20 protein-coding genes and 3 pseudogenes are annotated in these 22924 nt (G+C 32.1%); 22 read left to right on the forward strand and 1 reads right to left on the reverse strand.

Going from position 1 to position 22924, the window contains the following annotated elements:
- Nucleotides 1-5: 5 nt before the first annotated feature.
- Nucleotides 6-1496, reverse strand: a complete 1491-nt coding sequence (locus H8707_RS02815; RefSeq protein WP_262428640.1) for a polysaccharide deacetylase family protein — start codon at nt 1494-1496, stop codon at nt 6-8.
- A 256-nt stretch (nt 1497-1752) separates the two neighbouring features.
- Here H8707_RS02815 and H8707_RS02820 point away from each other — a divergent pair, with 256 nt between their 5' ends.
- From H8707_RS02820 to H8707_RS02920, 22 genes and pseudogenes are all read left to right on the forward strand, one after another.
- Nucleotides 1753-3432 (forward strand): ABC transporter ATP-binding protein, encoded by a 1680-nt coding sequence (locus tag H8707_RS02820; protein ID WP_262428641.1) that lies wholly within the window; start codon nt 1753-1755, stop codon nt 3430-3432.
- 67 nt (nt 3433-3499) lie between these two features.
- Nucleotides 3500-4051 (forward strand): hypothetical protein, encoded by a 552-nt coding sequence (locus H8707_RS02825; RefSeq protein WP_262428642.1) that lies wholly within the window; start codon nt 3500-3502, stop codon nt 4049-4051.
- Between the two features lie 119 nt (nt 4052-4170).
- Nucleotides 4171-5343: a cation diffusion facilitator family transporter gene (locus tag H8707_RS02830; RefSeq protein WP_262428643.1), complete on the forward strand. Its 1173-nt coding sequence runs from the start codon at nt 4171-4173 to the stop codon at nt 5341-5343.
- A gap of 129 nt (nt 5344-5472) precedes the next feature.
- Nucleotides 5473-6759, forward strand: coding sequence for a glutamate--cysteine ligase (locus H8707_RS02835; protein WP_262428644.1), 1287 nt, complete (start codon nt 5473-5475; stop codon nt 6757-6759).
- 14 nt (nt 6760-6773) lie between these two features.
- Nucleotides 6774-8099, forward strand: coding sequence for a glutathionylspermidine synthase family protein (locus H8707_RS02840; RefSeq protein ID WP_262428645.1), 1326 nt, complete (start codon nt 6774-6776; stop codon nt 8097-8099).
- Nucleotides 8100-8203: 104 nt separating this feature from the next.
- On the forward strand, nt 8204-9607 hold the full coding sequence (gene trkA / locus H8707_RS02845) for a Trk system potassium transporter TrkA (protein WP_262428646.1): 1404 nt from the start codon (nt 8204-8206) through the stop codon (nt 9605-9607).
- Entirely contained in the window at nt 9558-11006 is a 1449-nt protein-coding gene (locus H8707_RS02850; RefSeq protein WP_262428647.1) for a TrkH family potassium uptake protein, read from the forward strand. The genes trkA and H8707_RS02850 overlap by 50 nt, the downstream gene beginning before the upstream one ends.
- Before the next feature lie 126 nt (nt 11007-11132).
- Nucleotides 11133-11810 (forward strand): uracil-DNA glycosylase, encoded by a 678-nt coding sequence (locus H8707_RS02855; RefSeq protein WP_262428648.1) that lies wholly within the window; start codon nt 11133-11135, stop codon nt 11808-11810.
- Between the two features lie 100 nt (nt 11811-11910).
- Nucleotides 11911-13161, forward strand: coding sequence for a putative DNA modification/repair radical SAM protein (locus H8707_RS02860; RefSeq protein ID WP_262428649.1), 1251 nt, complete (start codon nt 11911-11913; stop codon nt 13159-13161).
- A 207-nt stretch (nt 13162-13368) separates the two neighbouring features.
- The gene (locus tag H8707_RS02865; protein ID WP_262428650.1) at nt 13369-14106 is read left to right on the forward strand and encodes a TIGR03915 family putative DNA repair protein; all 738 of its coding nucleotides are present in this window, start codon (nt 13369-13371) and stop codon (nt 14104-14106) included.
- 12 nt (nt 14107-14118) lie between these two features.
- Nucleotides 14119-14750: pseudogene (locus H8707_RS02870) on the forward strand (uracil-DNA glycosylase).
- 495 nt (nt 14751-15245) lie between these two features.
- Nucleotides 15246-15362, forward strand: a pseudogene (locus tag H8707_RS15205) (hypothetical protein); the annotation flags it as partial.
- Between the two features lie 37 nt (nt 15363-15399).
- Nucleotides 15400-16218, forward strand: coding sequence for a hypothetical protein (locus H8707_RS02875; protein WP_262428651.1), 819 nt, complete (start codon nt 15400-15402; stop codon nt 16216-16218).
- Nucleotides 16219-16243: 25 nt separating this feature from the next.
- Nucleotides 16244-16369, forward strand: a pseudogene (locus H8707_RS02880) (uracil-DNA glycosylase); the annotation flags it as partial.
- A 515-nt stretch (nt 16370-16884) separates the two neighbouring features.
- Complete coding sequence (locus tag H8707_RS02885; protein WP_262428652.1) at nt 16885-17445, forward strand: RNA polymerase sigma factor; 561 nt, start codon at nt 16885-16887, stop codon at nt 17443-17445.
- Nucleotides 17429-18166, forward strand: coding sequence for a DUF4367 domain-containing protein (locus tag H8707_RS02890; RefSeq protein ID WP_262428653.1), 738 nt, complete (start codon nt 17429-17431; stop codon nt 18164-18166). Before H8707_RS02885 ends, H8707_RS02890 begins: the two co-directional genes overlap by 17 nt.
- 64 nt (nt 18167-18230) lie before the next feature.
- Nucleotides 18231-18368: an AgrD family cyclic lactone autoinducer peptide gene (locus H8707_RS02895; RefSeq protein WP_262428654.1), complete on the forward strand. Its 138-nt coding sequence runs from the start codon at nt 18231-18233 to the stop codon at nt 18366-18368.
- A gap of 595 nt (nt 18369-18963) precedes the next feature.
- On the forward strand, nt 18964-19761 hold the full coding sequence (locus tag H8707_RS02900) for an alpha/beta hydrolase family protein (protein ID WP_262428655.1): 798 nt from the start codon (nt 18964-18966) through the stop codon (nt 19759-19761).
- Nucleotides 19762-19773: 12 nt separating this feature from the next.
- The gene (locus tag H8707_RS02905; protein WP_262428656.1) at nt 19774-20481 is read left to right on the forward strand and encodes a gamma-glutamyl-gamma-aminobutyrate hydrolase family protein; all 708 of its coding nucleotides are present in this window, start codon (nt 19774-19776) and stop codon (nt 20479-20481) included.
- Nucleotides 20482-20519: 38 nt separating this feature from the next.
- The gene (gene yqeC, locus H8707_RS02910; protein ID WP_262428657.1) at nt 20520-21257 is read left to right on the forward strand and encodes a selenium cofactor biosynthesis protein YqeC; all 738 of its coding nucleotides are present in this window, start codon (nt 20520-20522) and stop codon (nt 21255-21257) included.
- A 78-nt stretch (nt 21258-21335) separates the two neighbouring features.
- Nucleotides 21336-22130, forward strand: coding sequence for a selenium-dependent molybdenum cofactor biosynthesis protein YqeB (gene yqeB, locus H8707_RS02915; protein WP_262428658.1), 795 nt, complete (start codon nt 21336-21338; stop codon nt 22128-22130).
- Complete coding sequence (locus H8707_RS02920) at nt 22131-22922, forward strand: XdhC family protein (RefSeq protein WP_262428659.1); 792 nt, start codon at nt 22131-22133, stop codon at nt 22920-22922.
- The last annotated feature ends 2 nt before the right edge of the window (nt 22923-22924 follow it).

Raw genomic sequence — 22924 nt, forward strand, 5'->3', positions numbered from 1 at the left:
CCCTTCTATGGTCTTAAATGGGTATATATGTTTCCTACCAGTAAAGCCTCACCTCTTAACTCATACAATTCGCTAACGGTAACTAGCTGAAAGCCCCTATTTAGTAGTTCTGGGACCAGAGTTTCTACTGCCTCGGCAGTGGCTTCAAATATATCGTGCATTAAAACAATATCTCCATCCTTAACTCTGGCAAGAATATGATCGCTGATTTTTTTAGCGTCTTTAATCTTCCAATCCTGAGGATCAATAGACCATAAAATTATTGGCATACCAATGGCAGAGCGTAGTTTTTCATCATAAGATCCATAGGTTGGTCTCAAAACCTTTGGTTCGCTTCCTACAACATCAAAGACTGCTTTTTGAGTTTTATTTATCTGATCTTTTAACTCTTTAGGAGTCAAGGTTGTTAATTGTTTGTGATTATAACTATGATTTCCTATCTCATTTCCCTCGTCTGCCATACGTTGTATTATATTTTTATAGTTTGGTACTCTATTTCCCAAAACAAAGAAGGTTGCTACACAATTATATTTCTTTAATGTATTAAGTATTGAAACTGTAGCCCTAGGATAAGGACCATCATCAAAGGTTAATGCAATCATGGGTTTGTTTGGATCGATGTTTCTTGTGCTTGGTGCCAGAGCTTGTTTAATATCATCAGTAGGAATCTTTATTTCTTCATCCGCTGTTTCTTTTTTCCCACTTTCAATTATCTTTGAAGATGAAAAGATTTCAAGCAAATCTGAATTTATAAAATCCTTCTTTAGGAATTCAGATAAAAGGGTAAAGGGTATTTCAATTATTTGCGGACCAAGGTATCCTGGAAACAATTGATTTCTTTGAAAAACAATAATTATTCTATCTTCACCCAACAAAAAATTGGAGAAGTTATTGGGATTTGGTTTTATCCCTAATTTGAATTCCTTAGTATCTACATATTCCTTATATCCCTCTATTTCTTCAAAATATTCTTTAGATAGCGATGATAATTTTTCTAAAAATTTTCCCTTGAAAACATTTTTAAGTGCAACTTCTTTATCCTTCTTTAAATCAACTACCAATGTATCCAATTCAACTTTAGGATTTGCATAATAGGGAGTGTTTTCAAAGATTATAAATTTAATGCTTACGATATCCTTTGGACCTTTATATAATTCGTAGTCTATATTCAACTCTGATTTATAATTTTTATTATTATGTATAGACTCATCTTCAACCATTAGTTTAAAATTAGAAATCTCATTTTGTACCATGTCTTTAACTATATAATCGATCTTTTCCTCGTCAAAGACAGGATAGTGAACAGCGATAACGGAATGTTCACCATATTCGATAATTGATTCAATTGTGCCGAGAGAATAGAAATCATAGGGAGTGTCTTTTTTTGTTGCGGATGTAGTCTCAACCTTGGGATTTTTTATATTAAAAATTAGATTGAATATGTATACAAAAATGAATAAATAAACGATGTAAGCTGTCATTTTTTTCTTCTTCATATTATCATTACCTTTCACCTATCAAGTAGTATATTATATAGCAAATATTTAGATAATATGCTAAAAAGGAAGGAGAATGGGTATAAACAATAGGGATTTTATTTTGTGATTTCAGAAGATGAATTTCACCCCAATTCGAATTGGGTTTACTATTTTTTGTTTATATTATATCATATTATTAGGGAGGTTTGCCGAAAAATAAAGAAGGGCATGTTTCATATTATGGGAAACAGGGAATTGGGGGCTGATGATATTTATGGGATCATCTTATAATAGAAATAGTTCAATAAAAGGGCTTGTCCCTAAAAGTATCAATTGGGTTTTATTTATCTTATTTTCTGCATGTATGTCTTTTACATCTTTAGGTCTAACATATTTAACTCAATTATTATCTAGTATAGTAATTGATGGGAAATATAATTTACTTAAAAAGGCAGTTATATTTTTAGTGTGTTGGACAGCATTTTGTTTATTAATTAGGTTTTTGTATTTATACTTTAAGAAGAAGGTTATATATGAATGGAATTATAATATTAAGTCAACTTTAATGGAAAATATTTTATCTAGATCTCCTATTGACTTTAAGAAAAAAGACAGATCATACTTTGCTTCTATTTTCAACAACGACATTAAGTTTTTAGAACAAAATTTATTGTTGGCTATAGAGGATATTATAAATCAATTATTTTTATTTATTTTTGCTTTAGTTTATTCTTTCTACATAAATCACATAATGACCCTAGTAATTCTAATATCGGGAATATTGACAATAGTCATAACAAATAAATTATCTTCATATGCAGCAAAAAACAATAAAGCATATATGGATTCCTTAGGTTTATACAACGAAACAATTGATGATGGGTTAAGAGGCTATCAAGTACTATATAAATCAAATGCATTGTTTGGATTTATGAAATTGTTCAGAGATAAAACTGAATCAACGGAACAAAATTATAGCAAATCAGTATTTACTACTGGATTGATGAATAGTTTAATAAATCAAGTTTCATTATCTATTCAAACCCTATTATTTTTTATAGCAACAATATTAATAATTAAGGGTCATATAGATGTAGTTTATTTTCCTGTATTTATGTCATTAATGAACTTGATAATCTATCCAATGTATACAATAATGTCACAATATGGTCAGATTAGAGCTTGTAAAGGTATAGCCAATAATTTAAAGGAAGAGTTAAATTTTCCTGTAGAAGATATAAGTAGCATGAAAGACGACATTAAGAATTCTGATATTTTGATTAAAGATTTAGATTTTCTTTATGATGATAAGGGCATCTTTAAGAATCTAGACTTACATATAAATAGCAAAGAACATATTTTGCTCAGGGGGAATAGCGGGTCAGGTAAATCAACCTTCTTGAAGCTGTTAACAAGGGAATTAACCGCGGGAAAAGGAGATATTTATATAGGAGATATCAATATAAATGAAATGAGCAGGTTGGATTTATTTAATAGTATTTCTGTTATTTCTCAAAATCCAATGTTGTTTAGAGACAGTATATTACAAAACATTGTATTATTTAAGGATGAGAAAGACATCGACTATGAAAAATTAAATAAGGCTATTGAAAATGCAGGACTAAATGAATTTATTAATAGTCTGGAAGATGGATTATATACTGTATTATTGGATTCAGGAGACAATTTGTCAGGTGGAGAAAAGCAAAGAATAGAAGTTGCAAGAGCTATCTATAAAGATACTTCTATAGTTTTAATAGATGAAGCTACATCTGGTCTGGACCTGTCAAAGGCTGTAGATTTAGAAAGCATATTCAATAAAATGGATAAGACAATAATTTCAACATCACATAGAGAAGATATAGATTTATCAACACTGTATGATAGGATCTATTATATTGAAGGACATAATATATTAGAGAAGACCAAAAAGCTATTAGATGGAAATCTTTAATTAATTATGATACTATAATAGTAATATAAATTCTATTCGGAAATAAAAATTTATAGGGGGGACACATATGACCGATAGAGAATTACTTGAACTTTTAGTAAGTAAGTTCGATAATGTGGAAAAAGGGATGGAAACGCTAGAAGGTAGATTTGATACGCTAGAAGGTAGATTTGATAAACTAGAGGGGAAATTAACAGAATTTAGTGATGAAACAAATAATCGGTTTGATGAGGTAGATAAAAAATTTGATGTAGTGGATAAACGCTTTGACGAGGTAGATAAAAAATTTGATGTAGTAGATAAACGCTTTGACGAGGTAGATAAAAAATTTGATGTAGTAGATAAACGCTTTGACGAGGTAGATAAAAAATTTGATGCAATAGATAAACGCTTTGATAGAGTAGACAAAAAATTTGATGCAATAGATAAACGCTTTGACGGAGTGGATAATAGATTTGATACATTGGAAAATAAACTGGATGAAATAGAGGCTAAAAATGCAACAAAACATATAGAGTTAAAAAATAATATCTTATCCATTAGAAATGATCTGTCTCGTGTTGAAATCAATACAGCAGAAAATTGGAAGGATATTGCTAGGATTAAGTCCAGCATATAATTTAAAGTATAGGCTCTCATCTTTTGATGGGGGTTGTTTTTTTATGTTATAAATGGGTAATATTAAAAGATAGGTTATATCTTGTATATATCATTTATATATAAATTGGGGGAATAAATTTGATAAAATTTCTTCTAAATATTGCAACAAAAGGCAGTCAAGATTTTAATGACAGTGAAAATAGACTGAGAATAGGATATTTGGCAAGTATTGTGGGATTGATAATAAACGTAATATTATCCATAACTAAATTGATTATTGGGGTACTCATTTCATCAATCAGCGTTATTGCAGATGGAGTCAACAATCTTTCTGATTCCGCTTCATCAATTATTACGTTAGTTGGGTTTAAAATATCCAATATGCCGCCGGATAGAGAGCACCCCCATGGACATGGAAGAGTTGAGTACATATCCGCTCTAATGGTTTCTTTTATGGTAATTTTAGTAGGGATTCAATTTATAAAATCATCATATGATAGGATAATAAATCCAAAGGCTGTAAAATTCGAACTAATACCCTTCGTAATATTGCTAATTTCCATAACAGCAAAGATATGGCTAAGTCGTTTTAATAAGGATTTGGGTGAAAAAATTGATTCCTCCGGGTTAAAGGCTACAGCAGCAGATGCCTTGGGAGATGTATTGACTACATCTGTAGTAGTTTTGTCCCTTGTAATCGGAAAATTTACTACCCTTCCGATAGATGGCTTTGTTGGAATGGTAGTTGCGATTTTGATTATCTACTCAGGATATAATTTAGTTAAAGAAACAATTAGTCCCTTGATAGGAGAAGCTCCGCCGAAGGAGCTTATAAATTCGATATATAGAGATATTTTATCTTATGATTATGTGACAGGTGCCCATGATTTAACGATACATTCCTATGGACACGGGAAAACCATGGCCACAATAGATGTTGAATTTCCCAGCAATATTGATACGGTTACTATACATGATATAATAGATTTTGCAGAGAGAGAAATTGGGAAAAGATACAATTTACACTTGGTAATACATATGGACCCCTTATATCCGGAATCTGAAGAAAGATATGAATTAAGACAGCAAATTAAACAAATTATCAAAGAAAATCCGAATATTAAGTCTATGCATGATTTTCAGATTTTTCAAGTCGAAGGAGAAAAAGTTGTAGAATTCCACTTGGTACTCGATGGAAATGCATTGAGCAAACAGGATAACATAGAAGATATTAAGGCTGAGTTGGAACGGAATATGGAAAAGAGATGTAAGGGTATTAAATGCAATTTAGTAATGGATGTTGAATACTAGGACAATTCACAATGTACAAATTACAATTATGAAAGCAGTAATCTGGGCATCTTAAGATTAATAGTATAAAAGGATTGTGAATTCTGGATTGTAAATTAGAAAAATTAATTATATGGGAGAGAGGTTATCATGGACTATAACAGACAAGTCGAAGAAATAGTAAAATATATAAAAGATGGAGAGAAAAAAGAAGAGGATTTCAAAATAGGAATTGAATTTGAGCATTTTGTAATATATAAGGATACATTTAAGACGGTTTCCTACTATGGTGAAAATGGAGTAGCAGAAACCCTAAAAGATTTAGAAAAAAGCGGTTGGAACTCCAAATATGAAGGAGAATATATATTAGAATTGGGAAAAGGAAACAAGACGATCACCCTGGAACCCGGAAGTCAATTGGAACTCAGTTTGTCAGCTGATAGAAGCATAAAGAATATCGAAAAAGGTTATTTAGAATTTTTAAAGGAACTTATACCAATTTTGGATAGTAAAAATCAAGCATTAATTGCAGTTGGATATCATCCGGTAACTAAAATAGATGAGATTAAGCTTCTTCCTAAAAAGAGATATGATTATATGTTTGAGTATTTCAAAAAAAGAGGAAGTCATGCTCATAATATGATGAAAGGGACTGCTGCACTGCAGGTATCTATGGACTATAAGGATGAAGAGGATTATAAAAAGAAATTTAGAGTAACCAATGCTCTTTCGCCTATTATGTATTCCCTATTTGAAAATGCGGTATTCTTTGAAGGAGAGAGATATGAAAAGCATAATTTAAGAGCTTTTATATGGAAAAATTGTGACACAAATAGGTCCGGCGTAGCCGAGGGAGCTTTAGACGAAAGTTTTAATTATGAATCATATGCGAAGTATATTCTTAATAGGCCCCCAATATTTACCATTAAGAAAGGCAAATTAGAATTTACCGATGAGAAATTGGTCAAAGAAGTATTCAACCCTAAAGATTATGAAAAAGAAGAACTGGAACATTTGCTTACTATGTTCTTTCCTGATGTAAGAACTAAAACATTTATTGAAATCAGAATGATGGATTCAATACCATATCCACTAAATTTTGCAGTAGTAGCATTGTGGAAAGGCTTATTATATAATAAGGAGAACTTAGACATAGTTTATGAATATACTAAAGATATAAATATTGAAGATGTAGAAAAAACAAAGGAAGAAATGTTTGAATTAGGACTTAATGCGCATTATAAGGATAAGAGTATATTGGAATTAGGTAAATGGCTTGTTTCTTTAGCAAAAAATGGTCTGGATGAGGATGAAGTTCCATATATATATCCTTTAGAAGGGATGGTTTCAGAAGACACAAATCCTTATAAGATAACCGAAGAGATGTTGGGGCAAGGCAAGAAGAAGGCATTAGATTGGTGTGTATTAAAAGAGTGAGATGAGGTGATTTAATGAAAGAAGAGAAAATAAATAAAGAGTATATAGATTTGATACAATCAGACCAAGATAGATACTATAAAGACTATAATTTAACTGTTGAAAAGGTGAAGAATTCAAATGCACAATATAAGGGAAAGCCTATACCATTTTTATATCATCCAATGTTTATTACAGAGGAAAACATAGATGATTTTAACAAAATTGGGGATATGATGATTTCCATAGCAAACAAAGTTACAGATAGATATGTAAATGATGGAGAATTTAGGAAGAAGTTTAATTTTCCTAGGCTTATTGAAGAACTCATACAAATAGATAATGGCTATGATATAAATGTACCCATGGGAAGGTTTGATATATTTTATAAGGACTATGACAATTTCATGTTTTGTGAGCTAAATACAGATGGTTCTTCAGCTATGAATGAGGACAATACAATAGGCAAGATATTATTGGAAACAGAAAGCCTTAAGGAATTTAAAACTAAGTATAGATTAGGTTATTTTGAACTGTTTGATACATGGGTTGATAGCAGTATAGAGTTGTATAAAAAATATGACCCTAAAAATTTGAAACCCAATGTTGCAATCATTGATTTTGAAGAAAGCGGCACTATTAAAGAATTCCAGGAATTCCAGAAAGCCTATGTAAGAAAAGGGTACAATTGTATAATTGCAGATCCTAGAGATTTAGAATACAGGGATGGTAAATTATATCATGATCAATATAGAATCGATTTGGTATATAGAAGGATTGTAACATTTGAATTGATAGAAAAGTCTGATGAAATACATGACTTCATTGAAGCCTATAAAAACAGAGCGTTTTGTTGCATAGGTTCGATCAAATCCCAAGTAATTCACAATAAAATATTTTTCAAGATATTGCATGATGAAGATACTCAAGAATTTTTGTCGGGAGAAGAAAGAGAATTTATAAAAAAACATATACCTGTTACGGGATTATTTAAAGGGGATAAGGTAGTATTTGACTTGGTTTTGAGCAACAAAGATAAGTATATACTGAAACCTTTGGATTTAAATGCATCACAAGGGGTATTTGCCGGTAAGGATTTAACATTTGATGAATGGAGGATAAAATTGGAGGAAATATGGAATAAGGACTATCTATATCAGGAATATTTTGAGCCATTTACTAGGGATTTTGTAGTATTTGAAGAAGGCAAACTAAAGATACAGGAATTTAAGAGCATTCTCGGATTATTTATGTATAAAGAAAAATTTGCCGGAATTTATACAAGGATAGGAAAAAACAATGTAATATCTGGGATAACGGATTATTTTACCTTACCAAATGTCATAGTAAAAGGTAGATAGCACCAATGATATAAATAGCAAAAAAAATATATTTTTTTTGCTATTTTTAGTTATTGTATATTTTAAAAATCGTGGTATATTAATTAGATGAGGTGAAATTCTATATGAAAGTAATAATTGTAGGTGCCGGAAAGCTTGGCATCAAGCTGGCAGAATCCATGGTCTTTGAGAATATGGATGTAACTGTGATGGATACAAATGCAAAGATTCTAGATAGAGTAAATGAACATTTGGATGTGTTGACAGTTACTGCTAACGGCATAGATATAAGAGCATTAAAAGAAATAAATATCTCCGAATATGATTTGTTGGTAGCCTCAACAGATAGTGATGAAACCAATACTTTAATTTGTACATTAGCTAAAAAATTAGGGTGTAAGCAAACTATAGCAAGGATTAGAAATCCTGAATATATGGCTCAGTTGGATTTTATCAAGACAGGGCTGGGAATTGATCATATAATCAATCCGGATTTAGCAACTGCAAATTCAATAGAAAAGTATTTGTTAAAATCCTATGGTTTTTCAGGAGATTTTGCCAACGGTAAAGTGCAGATGGTAGATTTCAATATTCGTAGCAATGAGTATTTTGTTGGTAAAAAGGTCATGGATTTAAAAGGTTTTGAAAATCTCTTAATAACTGCAATATCCAGAAATGGAGTTATTATAATTCCAAGCGGCTCTACTGAAATATTAGAAGGAGATATCATTCATATAATTGGTAAGAGTGAGGAAATTGAAAAGATAAATAAGTTATTTAAAGATGATTACAGGAAAAAGAGAGTCCAAAATGTTATGATATTAGGAGGAGGAAATATAGGATATTATCTTGCGGATAAATTGTCCAAATCCAAAATACAAGTAACACTAATAGAGCAGGATAAAAAAAGATGTGAGGAGCTTACCGAAAAGCTAAATGATGTTTTAGTAATTCATGGGGATGGAACAGATTTACCTCTATTAGAGGAGGAACATATGGGCTCTATGGATGCTTTTATCGGTACTACAGGTTTTGACGAGGAGAACTTGCTAATGGCTCTTATGGCAAAGCAAGCAGGTGTAGGTAAAGCAGTGGCAAAGATAAGCAGACCTAATTATGCTAAGATTGTTGATAGGCTAAACATAGATGCAGCTGTAAATCCTGTTTATATAACTGCAAGTTATATTTTAAAATATATAAGAGGCGGTAAGGTAGTTTCTGTATCTTTGCTATTAGGCGGTGATGGGGAAGTAACAGAAATAATAGTTGATAAGGATTTGCCTATTATCAATAAACCGCTGCGTGAATTGAATTTACCTAAGGGAATTATTATCGGAGCTATAGTAAGAGATGGCAAGGTATTTGTACCTAAGGGTGATTCAGTTATTAAACCCAAGGATAGAATTGTAGTATTTTGCTTGACAGAGGATTTACCAAGCCTTAAGATGTTTTTTACAGATAATAAGGGAGGAATTTTAAGTGAACTATGGAATCGTACTAAAGGTTCTAGGATTCATCCTAATAGTTGAATCCGTCTTAATGATACCTTCCTATGTAATATCCATATACACAAATGGAGTAGATAAGAATGCATTTTTATTTACTATTTTAGTAACCTTTATATTAGGAATGGTTCTAGCCAAGAGAAAGGTCAAAGACAATAGCATAAGCGCGCATGACGGTTTGGCAATAGTGGCATTAAGCTGGTTAGTTGCTTCTTTATTTGGAGCACTGCCTCTTTATTTGCCGGGGAGTACAAAGACTTATATAGATGCTTTATTTGAGATTGTATCCGGATTTACAACAACGGGTGCTACTATATTGGCAGATGTTGAAGTGATTCCACAGGGTACCTTATTTTGGAGGTCATTTACCCACTGGATTGGAGGCATGGGTATACTGGTATTTACTCTGGCATTGCTTCCGGCTCTTGGGGTAGGAGGGTTTCAAATATATAAGGCAGAAAGTCCGGGACCTGTAGCAGGTAAAATAGCTCCCAGAGTAAGGGATACTGCCAAGACACTCTATAAGATATACCTTGTAATAACTATAATAGAGGTTATACTGCTTTTAATTGGTAAAATGAATTTATTTGACTCTTTAGTATATACCTTTGGAACAGTGGGTACAGGAGGATTTTCTACAAAAAATGCAAGCGTAGGATATTATGACAGCACCTATATACATTTAGTAATCGGATTTTTTATGGTGTTTTCCGGGGTGAATTTTTCACTTTATTATTTATTATTTAAAGGTAAAGTGAGGGAATTTTTAGGGGATGAAGAATTAAGACTATATGTTGTAATTATTGCAATATCGGTCTTAGCAATAGCATTAAATTTATTTGCAACATCATACGATAACTTTAGATTGGCAATGAGAGATTCGTTCTTCCAAGTTAGCTCTGTAATGACCACCACAGGATATTCCACAGTAGACTTTGACTTATGGCCGAGTTTTAGTAAGGGAATATTGTTGCTATTAATGTTTATAGGTGCCTGTGCGGGTTCAACGGCCGGAGGTATGAAGGTAATAAGGATATTGATAATGCTTAAGCTAATTAGAAGAGAAATAGGTAAGATATTTCATCCCAGAGCAGTAATGCCTATAAAAAGTAATGATAAGGTAATGCCAAATGAAACCATAGCAGGAATCAATAGCTTCATAGCTTTATATTTGCTGATATTTGTAATATCTACCTTGTTAGTCACACTAGAAGGTGTTGATTTGGAAAGTGCTGCCAGCTCTGTGGCTTCAGCCTTAGGCAATATCGGTCCGGCATTGGGTTTTGCAGGACCTACTAGAAATTTTGTTGAATATCATCAGATTACTAAAGTGCTATTTACTTTCTTAATGCTATTAGGTAGACTTGAGTTATTTACTATAATAGCACTTTTGGCTCCAAGAAATTGGAGGAAGGAAGTTTAAACAGTTGACAGTTGACAGTGGACAGTGGACAATTGACAGTGGAAAGTTGACAGATGACATATGAAAGATTATAGTTGACAGTGAAAGACGGTAGAGGATGTAAATCAATACAAGGATGGTGTAAATATGGCCGAAATTTTTAAGAATGGATGGGCAGAATTCCTCGACGAAGAATTGGAGAAAGATTATTATAAAAAATTAAGGGCATTTTTAATAAACGAATATAGAACGAGGACCATATATCCCAATATGTATGATATATTCAATGCTTTGCATTTTACGGACTATAAAGATGTAAAAGCTGTAATCATCGGGCAAGACCCTTATCATGGACCGAATCAGGCGCATGGTTTAAGCTTTTCAGTCAAACCGGGTGTGAGAATACCGCCGTCATTAGTCAATATGTACAAGGAGCTTCATGATGATTTGGGTTGTTATATTCCAAACAATGGATATTTGGAAAAGTGGGCAAGAGAAGGAGTATTGCTTTTAAATGCATCGCTTACAGTGAGAGCAGGGCAAGCAAATTCACATAGGGATATCGGCTGGAGAATATTTACTGATAAGATTATTTCACTATTAAATGATAGGACTGATCCGGTTGTATTCATATTGTGGGGAAACTATGCCATAAGCAAAGAAAGCCTCATAACAAATGATTGGCACTATATTATCAAGTCCGTACATCCCAGTCCTTTGTCCGCATCAAGAGGGTTCTTTGGCTCTAAACCTTTTTCAAAGACCAATAACTTTTTAAAGAGCATTGGAAAAGAACCGATTGACTGGCAGATTGAAAATATATAAAGAAATATAAAAATATAACACTTTGTACAAACATATGTTTGCCAAAATAAATAAATGATGATATAATAACCTCAAGAAAAAATTCTTGAGGTGTTTTTTTATGGATGTCATAGAAAAGTTAAAGGTCTTAGCCGATGCGGCTAAATATGATGTATCTTGTTCATCAAGCGGAAGCAATAGAAAAAACAAAGATGGCGGGTTAGGAGATGCAAGCCTGTCAGGTATTTGTCACAGTTGGACTGATGACGGAAGATGTATATCTTTGCTTAAGATATTGATGTCTAATTATTGTGTTTATGATTGTGCTTATTGCGTAAACAGGGTTTCCAACGATGTACCTAGAGCTACCTTTACCCCGGAAGAGATTGTTGATATCACTATAAATTTTTATAAAAGAAATTACATCGAAGGGCTATTTTTAAGTTCAGCAGTTTATAAATCTCCAAATTATACAATGGAGATGATATATAAGGTGGTAGAAAAATTAAGAGAAGAAGAAAATTTTAATGGATATATACATGTGAAAGCAATACCCGGTGCAGATAGGGATATTGTGGATAAGGTTGGTCATCTTGTGGATAGAATGAGCGTAAATATAGAGTTACCCACAGAAGAGGGGTTGAAAATCTTAGCCCCACAGAAAAATAAGGAAAATATATTCAAACCCATGGAGCAAATCAAAAATTCTATAGTGAGATCTGTAGATGAAAGGAAAAAATTTCGATTTAGCCCAAAATTTGTGCCTGCAGGGCAAACCACACAATTGATAGTGGGGGCAACTCCTGATGCGGATTTAAAAATCCTTAGATTGTCTGAAGGGTTGTATAAGGGTTTCGATTTAAAAAGGGTCTACTATTCGGCTTTTGTTCCGGTATCAAACAACTCCAATCTCCCGGCAATAAAATCTCCTCCATTGGTAAGAGAAAATAGACTGTATCAGGCTGACTGGCTTCTAAGGTTTTATGGGTTTGAGGCAGGAGAGTTATTAGATGAGAATAAACCCAATCTTGATTTGATGCTGGATCCAAAATGTGATTGGGCGCTGAGAAACATTCATTTATTTCCGGTTGAAATCAACAAGTCCGACTATAATATGCTCATTAGAGTACCTGGTATCGGTGTAAAATCAGCAATGAAGATAATGTCTGCAAGGAGATTTGCATCTTTAGGTTTTGATGATTTGAAGAAAATGGGAATAGTGCTAAAACGAGCTCAATACTTCATTACCTGTAAAGGAAAGCATTATGGACTAAAGAGTATGAATGAAGAAGCTATTAGAAATAGAATTGTAGATAAACAAATAGTGACGGATGGAATAGTGCAACTGTCTATGTTTGACAAGGTGTATTAGTTAATTCACAATTGCTTAATGAATCTGCCTCTAAGGTCATAAATGGTTCTATAAGTAAACTGTTTAATGACAGTATAATCATTTCGGGATGTCATCCTGAGACGGGCAGTATTAACTTAACTACCGAAGGATCTCCTCTTTTGAGACCCTAAAGCTCGACCCCAACAATTGTGAACTGTGCATTGTGAATTGAAAGAAGGTGTTTTTATGATTCATTACATATATGATGGTACATTTGAAGGGCTATTGACTTCCATTTATGAAGTATATTATAGACATGAAAACCCGGATGATATTATCCCCAAAGATTGGGAAGAGGATAACTTTCTAATTCAAAGATACCGCATAGAAACAGATGCACAAAAAGCCTCAAAAGTATATAAATCAATTGAAGAAAAAATATCTGAGGAATCATTGAAAAGAGTATTTTATGCCTATCTCTCTGAGATTCCCAAGAGCGGAATGGCTATATTAAATTATCTGCGTATAGGGTATAAAATGGGTGCTAATGTTGATAGTAATTTATCCAATGATGCAGTTTTGACCATGGATAGGGTATATCATAAAGTAGCTACGGAAAAACATCGATTAGTTGGGCTATTGAGGTTTAAGATGCTTGAAAATGGATTTTTTTATTCATCGGTGGAGCCTGAATATAATATCATTGGGCTACTTGCACCTCATTTCGCAAATAGATTAAGTAATGAAAATTGGATTATTCATGATATGAAAAGAGACATAGCTGTGTTATACAACAGAAAAGAATGGATTATCAAGGACTTCACCCTGGAAGATGACATAATAATTAGAGAAGATGAAGAGGAATACCAAGATATGTGGAAGGCATATTACAAGCATATATCTATTGAGAGCAGAAAAAACTTAAGACTTAAAAAGAACCATATGCCTATGAAATATTGGAAACATTTAGTTGAAATAAATTAGGGTGGTGTAAATATGGCTGAAATTTTCAAGAATGGTTGGAGTGAATTATTAAACGAGGAATTAGAGAAGTACTATTACAAAAGATTAAGAGGATTTTTGATTCAGGAATATAGGACAAAGACTACATATCCAAATATGTATGATATATTCAACGCATTGCATTATACAGCTTATAAAGATGTAAAAGCTGTAATCCTTGGACAAGACCCATATCATGGACCAAATCAAGCCCATGGGTTAAGTTTTCAGTTAAACCGGGTGTAAGAATACCTCCATCATTAGTCAATATGTACAAGGAACTTCATGATGATTTAGGATGCTACATCCCAAACAACGGATATTTAGAAAAGTGGACAAGTGAAGCAAATTCCCATAGGGATATAGGATGGGAAATATTTACGGATAAGATTATCTCATTATTAAAGGATAGAACGGACCCTGTTATCTTTATTCTTTGGGGAAATAATGCCATAAGCAAAGAAAAACTTATAACAAATAAATGGCATTATATTATTAAATCCGTACACCCAAGTCCATTGTCCGCATTTAGAGGTTTCTTCGGATCTAAACCTTTTTCAAAGACCAACAATTTTTTAAAGAGTATAGAAAAAGAACCCATAGACTGGCAGATTGAGAATATATAAGGAATATATTGATTATATAAAGTAGCAAAAAGTTTAAGAAAAATTAATAAGTTTAAAATTAGTGTAACAAAATTCCCCCTTTAATTGTTTATATATTAAAGGGGGAATTTATATATGAAAAAATCTTTATTGTATGTTAATAGTATTATTGTCACTAGCTCCAAATTATGCAAATGCAATAAAGTTAAATGGTTGTGAGCAAATTGCACCAATGTTTAGTGATATAAAATTTTTTCAATTTTAAATTGGTCAAATTCTATATTAGGAACTAGTTGTAGTATGTCACATGATTGGTATGTAGTTAGTGGATACTCCTATAGGTTAGTTACATATGGATATGTATATCAGGGGACTAAGTGGTGGAAAGCACCTCTGATACTAGTAGTGCAATTGATTATTAGCTACGCTAAGATTTGAAAAACAGCAACTGTAACATCAGTATATACCTTTAGATTAGAAGCTGGGTCTGCAGGAACTACTAATTCTAGTAGTTATAATACTTCACAATTTAAAGTATATGCTGATACGGACTGTCAAAATTTTGTTTCTCAGTGTATATGGTATGGTTTTGGCGGTAGGAGTAGTAGTAGAAAGGACTATCCTATGAACTAAATTTGTGTAGAGGTATTAAAAAGTAGAGAGGTTATATATGACTACAAAAAATATTTTTTATTTAATTATGATTCTACTGGCTAGTATTTTCATAGTTTCATGCAATAATATTAGACAAACGAAAATCCAAGACTTTCCTACATCTATAGAAGATACAAAAGAATATTACGGAAAGAATTTTCTTGAATACACTAGAATTAATGATAGCGAGGTATTAGTAAAATTCAAAAACGAAAATGACATATATTTTAATGTAGTTAATTTTAAAGAGAAAAAAAAATATATATTACCTATATTAGAGAATACAGTTATTTTTAAATCTGCTATAAGTGACCATGAATTAATATTTGAGGTAAGTGGTGGAAATAACATTAATTCTTATGAAGTGTTCCCATACTTAGTTCGTGCTACTAAAAAAGATGAAGAATATGAATTATCAAAGGAAGATAAGTGGAGTGAAGTAGGGGAAAGTATGGCAGCTAAATCCTCGGATAAAGGTGTTATAAGAGATTTGAAAATAGAGAGGAATGGACTGAAAATCTATTTTTCAGCATATGAAGGAGAAGAGGCTCAATTTTATGCGGCATTTCCTGATATCCCATCAACTTATGTAAAATTTATAGACAATAATATGATAATCGAGCTTAGAGAATCTAAAATATCAGATGATTTAGATTTAGGTATTTTAAAGGATATAAATCTAATATATGTTGATAGTATTGATTTTAAGGAATTTGAAGATCAAGTTATTATTTCAATAGACTTAAGTGATACAACAAAGGAATATCTTTTATATAAAAGAATACCCGATGAATCAGGGGAAGATTTACCTTTTTTAAACATACAATTTAGATAGATGTTCATTGGAGAAGACCTAATAATCAGTGCATCCAAGCCCATTGTCAGCACTTAGAGGATTCTTTGGCTCTAAACCTTTTTCAAAGACCAACAATTTTCTAAAGCATATCGGAAAAGAACCTATAGATTGGCAGATTGAGAATATATAGGGAATATATTGATTATAAAGTAGCAGAAAGTAATAAAAATAAATGAATTTTAAATTAATGTAACAAAATTCCCCCTTTAATTGTTTATATATTAAAGGGAGAATTTATATATGTAAAATCACAATTACACCAATACTCAGTAATGTAAGTGTATTTCAATCTATATTTGACATTTCTAACAAAGGTACTAATTAATTATAGCTTTATTTAATATGTCTTTAATGATTAGTGCCTTTATTTTATATTAATTACGCTGAAGGCGTCATTTCGACCGAAGTGGAGAAATCTCCTCTTCTTACTATAAATTGTAAAAAATAATTTTATAAAATTATCTTTTATGTCTTTACACCCTGAAACATGTCATCTATACAGTTAGGGTTGAATTATACTTAGATAATTGATATTCTTAAGGCAATATATGCACCTTTTCAACATATAGACAATTAATATGAACATTGATGAGAATAGGTTTAGTCCAAGTATAACAAGTATCTTCGATAAAAGGGGGAATCATATTGCTGGTTTTTTTAATGGTTATCGAAAATGAAGAAGTAAGGAGTAAGTTGGAGCGAATATATATTAGCTATAAAAAGGATGCATTATGGACTGCATACAACATACTAAAAGATGAACAGGAAGCAGAAGATGTTGTCCAAGAGGCAATAATAAAAATATCTTCAATAATTGAAAAAATAGATACAATTGAGTGTAACAAAACAAGAGGGTTATTTGTTATTATAGTTAGAAACCTTTCTATAAATATATATAACAGAAGAAAACAAATATCTCCTACACCATATGATGAAAAAATAGAACTTCAATCGGAGGATTTGAGCTTGGAAGAAGAAATCATAAGATTAGATCAAGCTAAGTTAATAGCAGAGAAATTAGAAGAAATCAACCCGTCATATGCTGATATACTAACACTGAAATATTATCACGAATATTCCAATTCGGAAATTTCCAAATTGCTAAATATAACAGAAGGTAATATTAGGGCTAGATTACATAGAGCAAAGCGAGCAATAAAGGGAATTTTAGAGCAGGAGGTAGATTTTGTTGAATTTAAACAATGACAATAACGAACAGCAAGAAATATTAGATAAAGCTTTTTTTAGTTATGTTGGATACCATCATGTTCAAAATCTTAATCAAGACCTTGATTCTAATAGAGAAGAAATAAATAAAATGAACACGCCTAAATCATTAGATGAATGGTTTTATAAATTCAATAGTGATATTAACAACACTAAAAGAAAAAACAGAAATTGGAGTATATTTAAAAATATCACGAATAAAGCAGCTATTATATTTCTTGTAGTTGCTATTTCAATGACAGTATTGACAGTTTCCGTAGATGCGTTTAGGGCAAGAGTATTTAATTTAATAATAGAAAGCACTGAAAGGTATTTAGGTATTAAAGTTGAAGAAGATAAATCAATAGAAGATAATTCTTACAATGAAATAAAAGGATACTATGTTCCAGGATATATCCCTGAAGGTTTTGAATTAGACTCCATAGAGGAATTCGGTAAAACAGTAATAATTACTTTTACAAATGAGAACAGCCAGAAAATATTGTTTGATCAATCGCCAAATGGTACTAGTTATCAATTAGATTCTGAAGATGCAGTGAAAGAAGATGTAGAGATCAATGGAGAAGAAGGAATAGCTTTAATAAAAGGAGATTTCATTGCATTATTTTGGAATAATGAAGAATCAAGTTTCTATGTTTTATCAGATATAGAATTAGAAGAAATGATTAAGATGGCAGAGAGCTTAGAAAAAAACAAATAAATTTAAAATAAGTGTAACAAAATTCCCCCTTCGATTGTTTATATATTAAAGGGGGAATTTTTATATGAAAAAATCTAATGTAAAGATTTGTATTGTATGTTTGATAGTATTATTGTCGCTAACTCCTAAAACTTGCATTGGGGTAGGTTGTTGGGGAGCATTATATCAACCTAAGGCACCTGATAGTCTAAAGAATATCTAGTTACTCAAACCATGAAATAGAAATTAATAGAAATCAAAATAGGTTCACTTTAGGTATTAAATATAATCGTGGGAGACTTATAAATGGATAAGATAAATAAGACAGATAAGATGTTTAATACTCTTATAATAATATTTGTAATTATATTAATTATAAGTGCCCTATGGCCATGCTCCGTTATAAGTAAGTCTGCTTATCTAGCCCAAAAATATCATAAAATTTCACCAATTATAACATTCGGCTTCATGGATGATTGTAATAACTACAAATCTTAAACGAAAATACCAAATGAAAGAAAATAAATATTTGAATATTTTGTTACCATCACTTGTTATGTGGATTTTGGCGTAGTATCTATTTTATGTTGGTAGGGTATGCAACATCCCTATAGGATTTTTAGTTGCTCCACCTGCGATATGGTTAAACTCTACTGGGGATACCGTTGCTTCGATGATGGTAACTCGTATTGTTGAAGGTAAAGACCGGATAACAAAAAAACTTACTAGACAAGAGGAAGTCCTATAAGTAATAAAAACAAGTCCCCATCTTAATAGGTGGGGTATTTTATTGGTTTTTAGAACGGAAAATTGATATAATGAATAATATAATATTGTACATGGGAGGAGTACGAACTGTGGAGTTTAAAAATATTATTGAAAAGAATATAAAGATTGGGGATATACCTACCTTGATATTTACTCCAAAGGAGGAAATAGGGTACTTTCCAACTATTGTGTTTTATCATGGCTGGTCATCTAGTAAGGCAGCACAAAGATTTAGGGGTTTCATATTATGTAGTCTGGGATATCAGGTTATAATTCCGGATTCCATCTATCATGGAGAAAGAAATGCACTACATAATTATAACCAACAAAGTGCTGTTAAGTATTTTTGGAATATAATTTTAAAAAATATTGACGAAGCAAATGAAATTATAGATTATGCTATAAATAGCTTAAATTCAGATTCGGAACGAATAGGGGTTGCGGGGCATTCTATGGGGGGCTTTACAACGGCAGGAGTTTTTACTAAAATTCCGAATATTAAAGCATCAGTTGTATTTAATGGATCATTTAATTGGGAGCAATCGAATATTATATTTAAGGAATCTTTAGAAGGGTTTGGAGAGCCTGCAATGGAAATACAAGAAAAGATTGATAAATTTGATCCAATGAACCATCTTGACAAATTAGTTGACCGACCTGTGTTGATGTTAAATGGTGGCAGTGATATGGTAGTAAATCCCAATCCTCAAAGGAAGTTTTATGAGAAAATATTACCTTTATATAAGGATAAGTCAAGGGTAAGATTTGTTGAATACCCTTATTTGAATCATTTTGTAACAACCAACATGATGGAAGAAGCTTGTATTTGGTTTAATAAATATCTATAAAGGAGAGGTTTCATGGGACCAATAATTGGCTTGACAGCCCAATATGAACAATTAGTAAATAGAAAAATGTTGGAAATAAACAATAACTATGTGGACGCAATACTTGACGGTGGAGGAACTCCAATAGTACTTCCTATAGTAATGGATGGGGATAAAATAGACAATTACCTTGATTTGGTAGATGGTCTACTATTGACAGGCGGAGGAGACATCTCACCTTTAAATTTTGGTGAGGAGCCAATTAAAGAAATCGGCTCTATTTCTATAGCTAGAGATAAAATGGAATTGGAATTATTTAAACGTGCATATGAAAGAAATATTCCAGTATTGGGAATATGCAGAGGCTTACAAATAATAAATATTGCATTGAAGGGGACAATTTATCAGGATATATTTGTCCAATTGCCTTACTCCATTGCCCATGTGTACAGCGAAAATGTATGTCAGGGGTTTCATACTATAAATGTATTAAAGGATAGCCTACTATATGAGATATTTGAAAAGGATAAATTGGTTGTAAACTCTCAACACCATCAAAGTATAAAAGATTTAGGAGAAAATTTAAAGGTAACATCCACTGCTGTCGATGGAATAGTTGAATCAATAGAATCTACAAATGATAAATTTGTTTTAGGGGTTCAATTCCATCCTGAGGCAATGATATATAATGATATTGAATTTGCAAAATTGTTCAATTACTTTGTGAATAAATGCAAATAATCCCAAGGAAGACAGCATAGTATAAAGAGAGAGTAGAAGTGGATTTAGAAGCAATGAGTAAAGAATATTTAATCAAAAAATTAAACTTAAACGAAAAAGAAGTGATTTCTTTTGTTGGCGGAGGCGGTAAAACTACAGTTATAGAGATGCTGGCTGTCGAACTAAAAAATGAGGGCAGGACTGTATTATCAACAACGTCAACAGCAATATTTAAGCCTAAAAAAGGATATGATGCTATTTTTATTGGGGATATGCCTTATGGTTATATCCCTAGAAAAAATTCAATAACAGTTTATGGAGAATATGAGACAGACGGTAAACTTAAAGTTAGCAATATTTCAAAAATAGATGATTTAATCAATATGGATATATTTGATTATATTTTAATAGAAGCAGATGGCTCTAGAGGAAAGCCAATAAAAGCTCCTTTAAGTCATGAGCCGGTTGTATCGAATCTTACAACTATTACAGTAGGTATGATTGGCATTGATTGTTTGGGTCAAAGAATATGTGACATAGCTCATAGACAGGAAATAATGGCAGATGTTCTTAAAACATCAATTTATCATATAATCGAGTATAATGATATTGTAAAATTATCAATACATAAAGATGGGGTTTTTAAAGGTGCAAAGGGGAGAAAAATTCTTTTTCTAAACAAAGTAGATGATAGTAAACTAGGTGTTGTTGAGAAAATTGAATTGGAATTGAAAGATACCGCTATAGAAGTTGTTATTGGGAAAAGTTTCTTAATGAATCTGCCTCTAAAGCCATAAATGTAGAAATTGTTTTTCACTTTTCACTCTTCTTTAATTGTGAACTGTGAATTGTGAATTGTGAAGAAAGGTGTTTATATGGATATAGTAATCATAAGGGGTGGAGGAGACGTAGCAACTGGTATAGCTCATAGATTATTTATGTCCGGATTTAATGTTGTTATACTGGAAATCAAAAATCCTTTGTCTGTAAGACGCGCAGTCTCCTTTAGTGAAGCTATATATGAAAAAGAAGTAATAGTAGAAGGTGTAAAGGCAGTTCATGTAAAGGGAATAGGAGGCATCTATAACTCTATAAACAAGGGTGAGATACCTGTTTTTGTAGATGAAGCTGGAGAATGTATCAAGATATTAAAGCCAATAGCAGTCGTAGATAGCATTTTAGCTAAGAAGAATTTAGGCACTACGAGGGAGATGGCTCCTATAACGATAGGGGTAGGACCGGGATTTGAGACCGGAGTAGATGTGGACTTGGTTGTCGAAAGTATAAGAGGTCATAATCTCGGAAAGGTTTTGTATGAAGGAAGCGCACAGGTGGATACAGGGATTCCGGGAACTATAATGGGGTATAGTGAAGAAAGGGTTATTAGAGCTTTAAAGGATGGAATTATTTCTAATATCTATAAAATAGGTGACTACGTTGAAAAAGACACTCCCATCTGTAAAATAGGGGATGAATATATTTGTGCCGGAATTTCAGGAATAGTAAGGGGGCTTATAAAAGACGGGTTGTCTGTAAGCAAAGGACTCAAAATAGGGGATATTGACCCTAGAAGCATGAGGATAAATGCATTTACGATTTCTGATAAAGCAAGATCCATAGGCGGCGGCGTATTGGAGGCACTCTTGTATTTACGTAAGGAGGAAAAATAAATGCTGGATATATTTATCTTAAAGAAAACACTGGAACTTGCAGGAAAAGGTGCTGAGCTTGCCTTGGTGACCATTACAAAATCCAACGGGTCTACACCAAGAGTTGTCGGAACTCAAATGACAGTTCTAAAAGATGGCTCAATTATTGGAACGATAGGCGGTGGAGCCATAGAAAAAAAGATTATAGAATTAGCATTAGAAGCTATAGAAGATGGAGAAGATAAAAGTATCTTTTTAACTTTAGCAGATGAAGGAATGGTTTGCGGCGGTGAAATTGAAATATTTATTCAGGTGTTTAAACCTAGTCCGGAGATATTAATTGTAGGAGGAGGGCATGTTTCATTGGCATTATATAATGTGGCGTCTCTCTTAAATTTTGATATCGTAATATTTGAAGATAGAGAAGAATTCATAAGTCATGAGAGATTTCCCAATGCCAAGAAATTAATTATAGGAAAAATTGATAAAGAATTGAAAGAGTACAAGATAAGTGAAAATACATATATTGTCATAGTAACAAGAGGGCATAAATATGATGGTGAAGCCCTAGAAGCAGTAATAAATTCAAGAGCAAAATATATTGGAGTTATAGGCAGCGAAAAGAAAGTCATGAATATGTTCAGTACGATGAAAAACAGGGGTATTACAGATTATCAATTATCAAAGGTATATTCTCCTATTGGGCTTAATATTGCTGACAATTCCCCTGAAGAAATTGCAATTAGCATACTTGCTGAGATCTTATCGGTCAAAAACCATAAAAGCGGAGGACATATGAAAGCATTAAATTGATT

The organism is Paratissierella segnis (genome assembly GCF_014385195.1).
GTDB lineage: Bacteria > Bacillota > Clostridia > Tissierellales > Tissierellaceae > Paratissierella > Paratissierella segnis.

Excerpts from the sequence above, each read along its gene's own strand:
- H8707_RS02815 (WP_262428640.1), bottom strand. The coding sequence starts at position 1,496 with ATGAAGAAGAAAAAAATGACAGCTTACATCGTTTATTTATTCATTTTT.
- H8707_RS02820 (WP_262428641.1), top strand. The coding sequence starts at position 1,753 with ATGGGATCATCTTATAATAGAAATAGTTCAATAAAAGGGCTTGTCCCT.
- H8707_RS02825 (WP_262428642.1), top strand. The coding sequence starts at position 3,500 with ATGACCGATAGAGAATTACTTGAACTTTTAGTAAGTAAGTTCGATAAT.
- H8707_RS02835 (WP_262428644.1), top strand. The coding sequence starts at position 5,473 with ATGGACTATAACAGACAAGTCGAAGAAATAGTAAAATATATAAAAGAT.
- H8707_RS02840 (WP_262428645.1), top strand. The coding sequence starts at position 6,774 with ATGAAAGAAGAGAAAATAAATAAAGAGTATATAGATTTGATACAATCA.
- trkA (WP_262428646.1), top strand. The coding sequence starts at position 8,204 with ATGAAAGTAATAATTGTAGGTGCCGGAAAGCTTGGCATCAAGCTGGCA.
- H8707_RS02855 (WP_262428648.1), top strand. The coding sequence starts at position 11,133 with ATGGCCGAAATTTTTAAGAATGGATGGGCAGAATTCCTCGACGAAGAA.
- H8707_RS02860 (WP_262428649.1), top strand. The coding sequence starts at position 11,911 with ATGGATGTCATAGAAAAGTTAAAGGTCTTAGCCGATGCGGCTAAATAT.
- H8707_RS02865 (WP_262428650.1), top strand. The coding sequence starts at position 13,369 with ATGATTCATTACATATATGATGGTACATTTGAAGGGCTATTGACTTCC.
- H8707_RS02875 (WP_262428651.1), top strand. The coding sequence starts at position 15,400 with ATGACTACAAAAAATATTTTTTATTTAATTATGATTCTACTGGCTAGT.
- H8707_RS02895 (WP_262428654.1), top strand. The coding sequence starts at position 18,231 with ATGAAAAAATCTAATGTAAAGATTTGTATTGTATGTTTGATAGTATTA.
- H8707_RS02900 (WP_262428655.1), top strand. The coding sequence starts at position 18,964 with ATGAATAATATAATATTGTACATGGGAGGAGTACGAACTGTGGAGTTT.
- H8707_RS02905 (WP_262428656.1), top strand. The coding sequence starts at position 19,774 with ATGGGACCAATAATTGGCTTGACAGCCCAATATGAACAATTAGTAAAT.
- yqeB (WP_262428658.1), top strand. The coding sequence starts at position 21,336 with ATGGATATAGTAATCATAAGGGGTGGAGGAGACGTAGCAACTGGTATA.
- H8707_RS02920 (WP_262428659.1), top strand. The coding sequence starts at position 22,131 with ATGCTGGATATATTTATCTTAAAGAAAACACTGGAACTTGCAGGAAAA.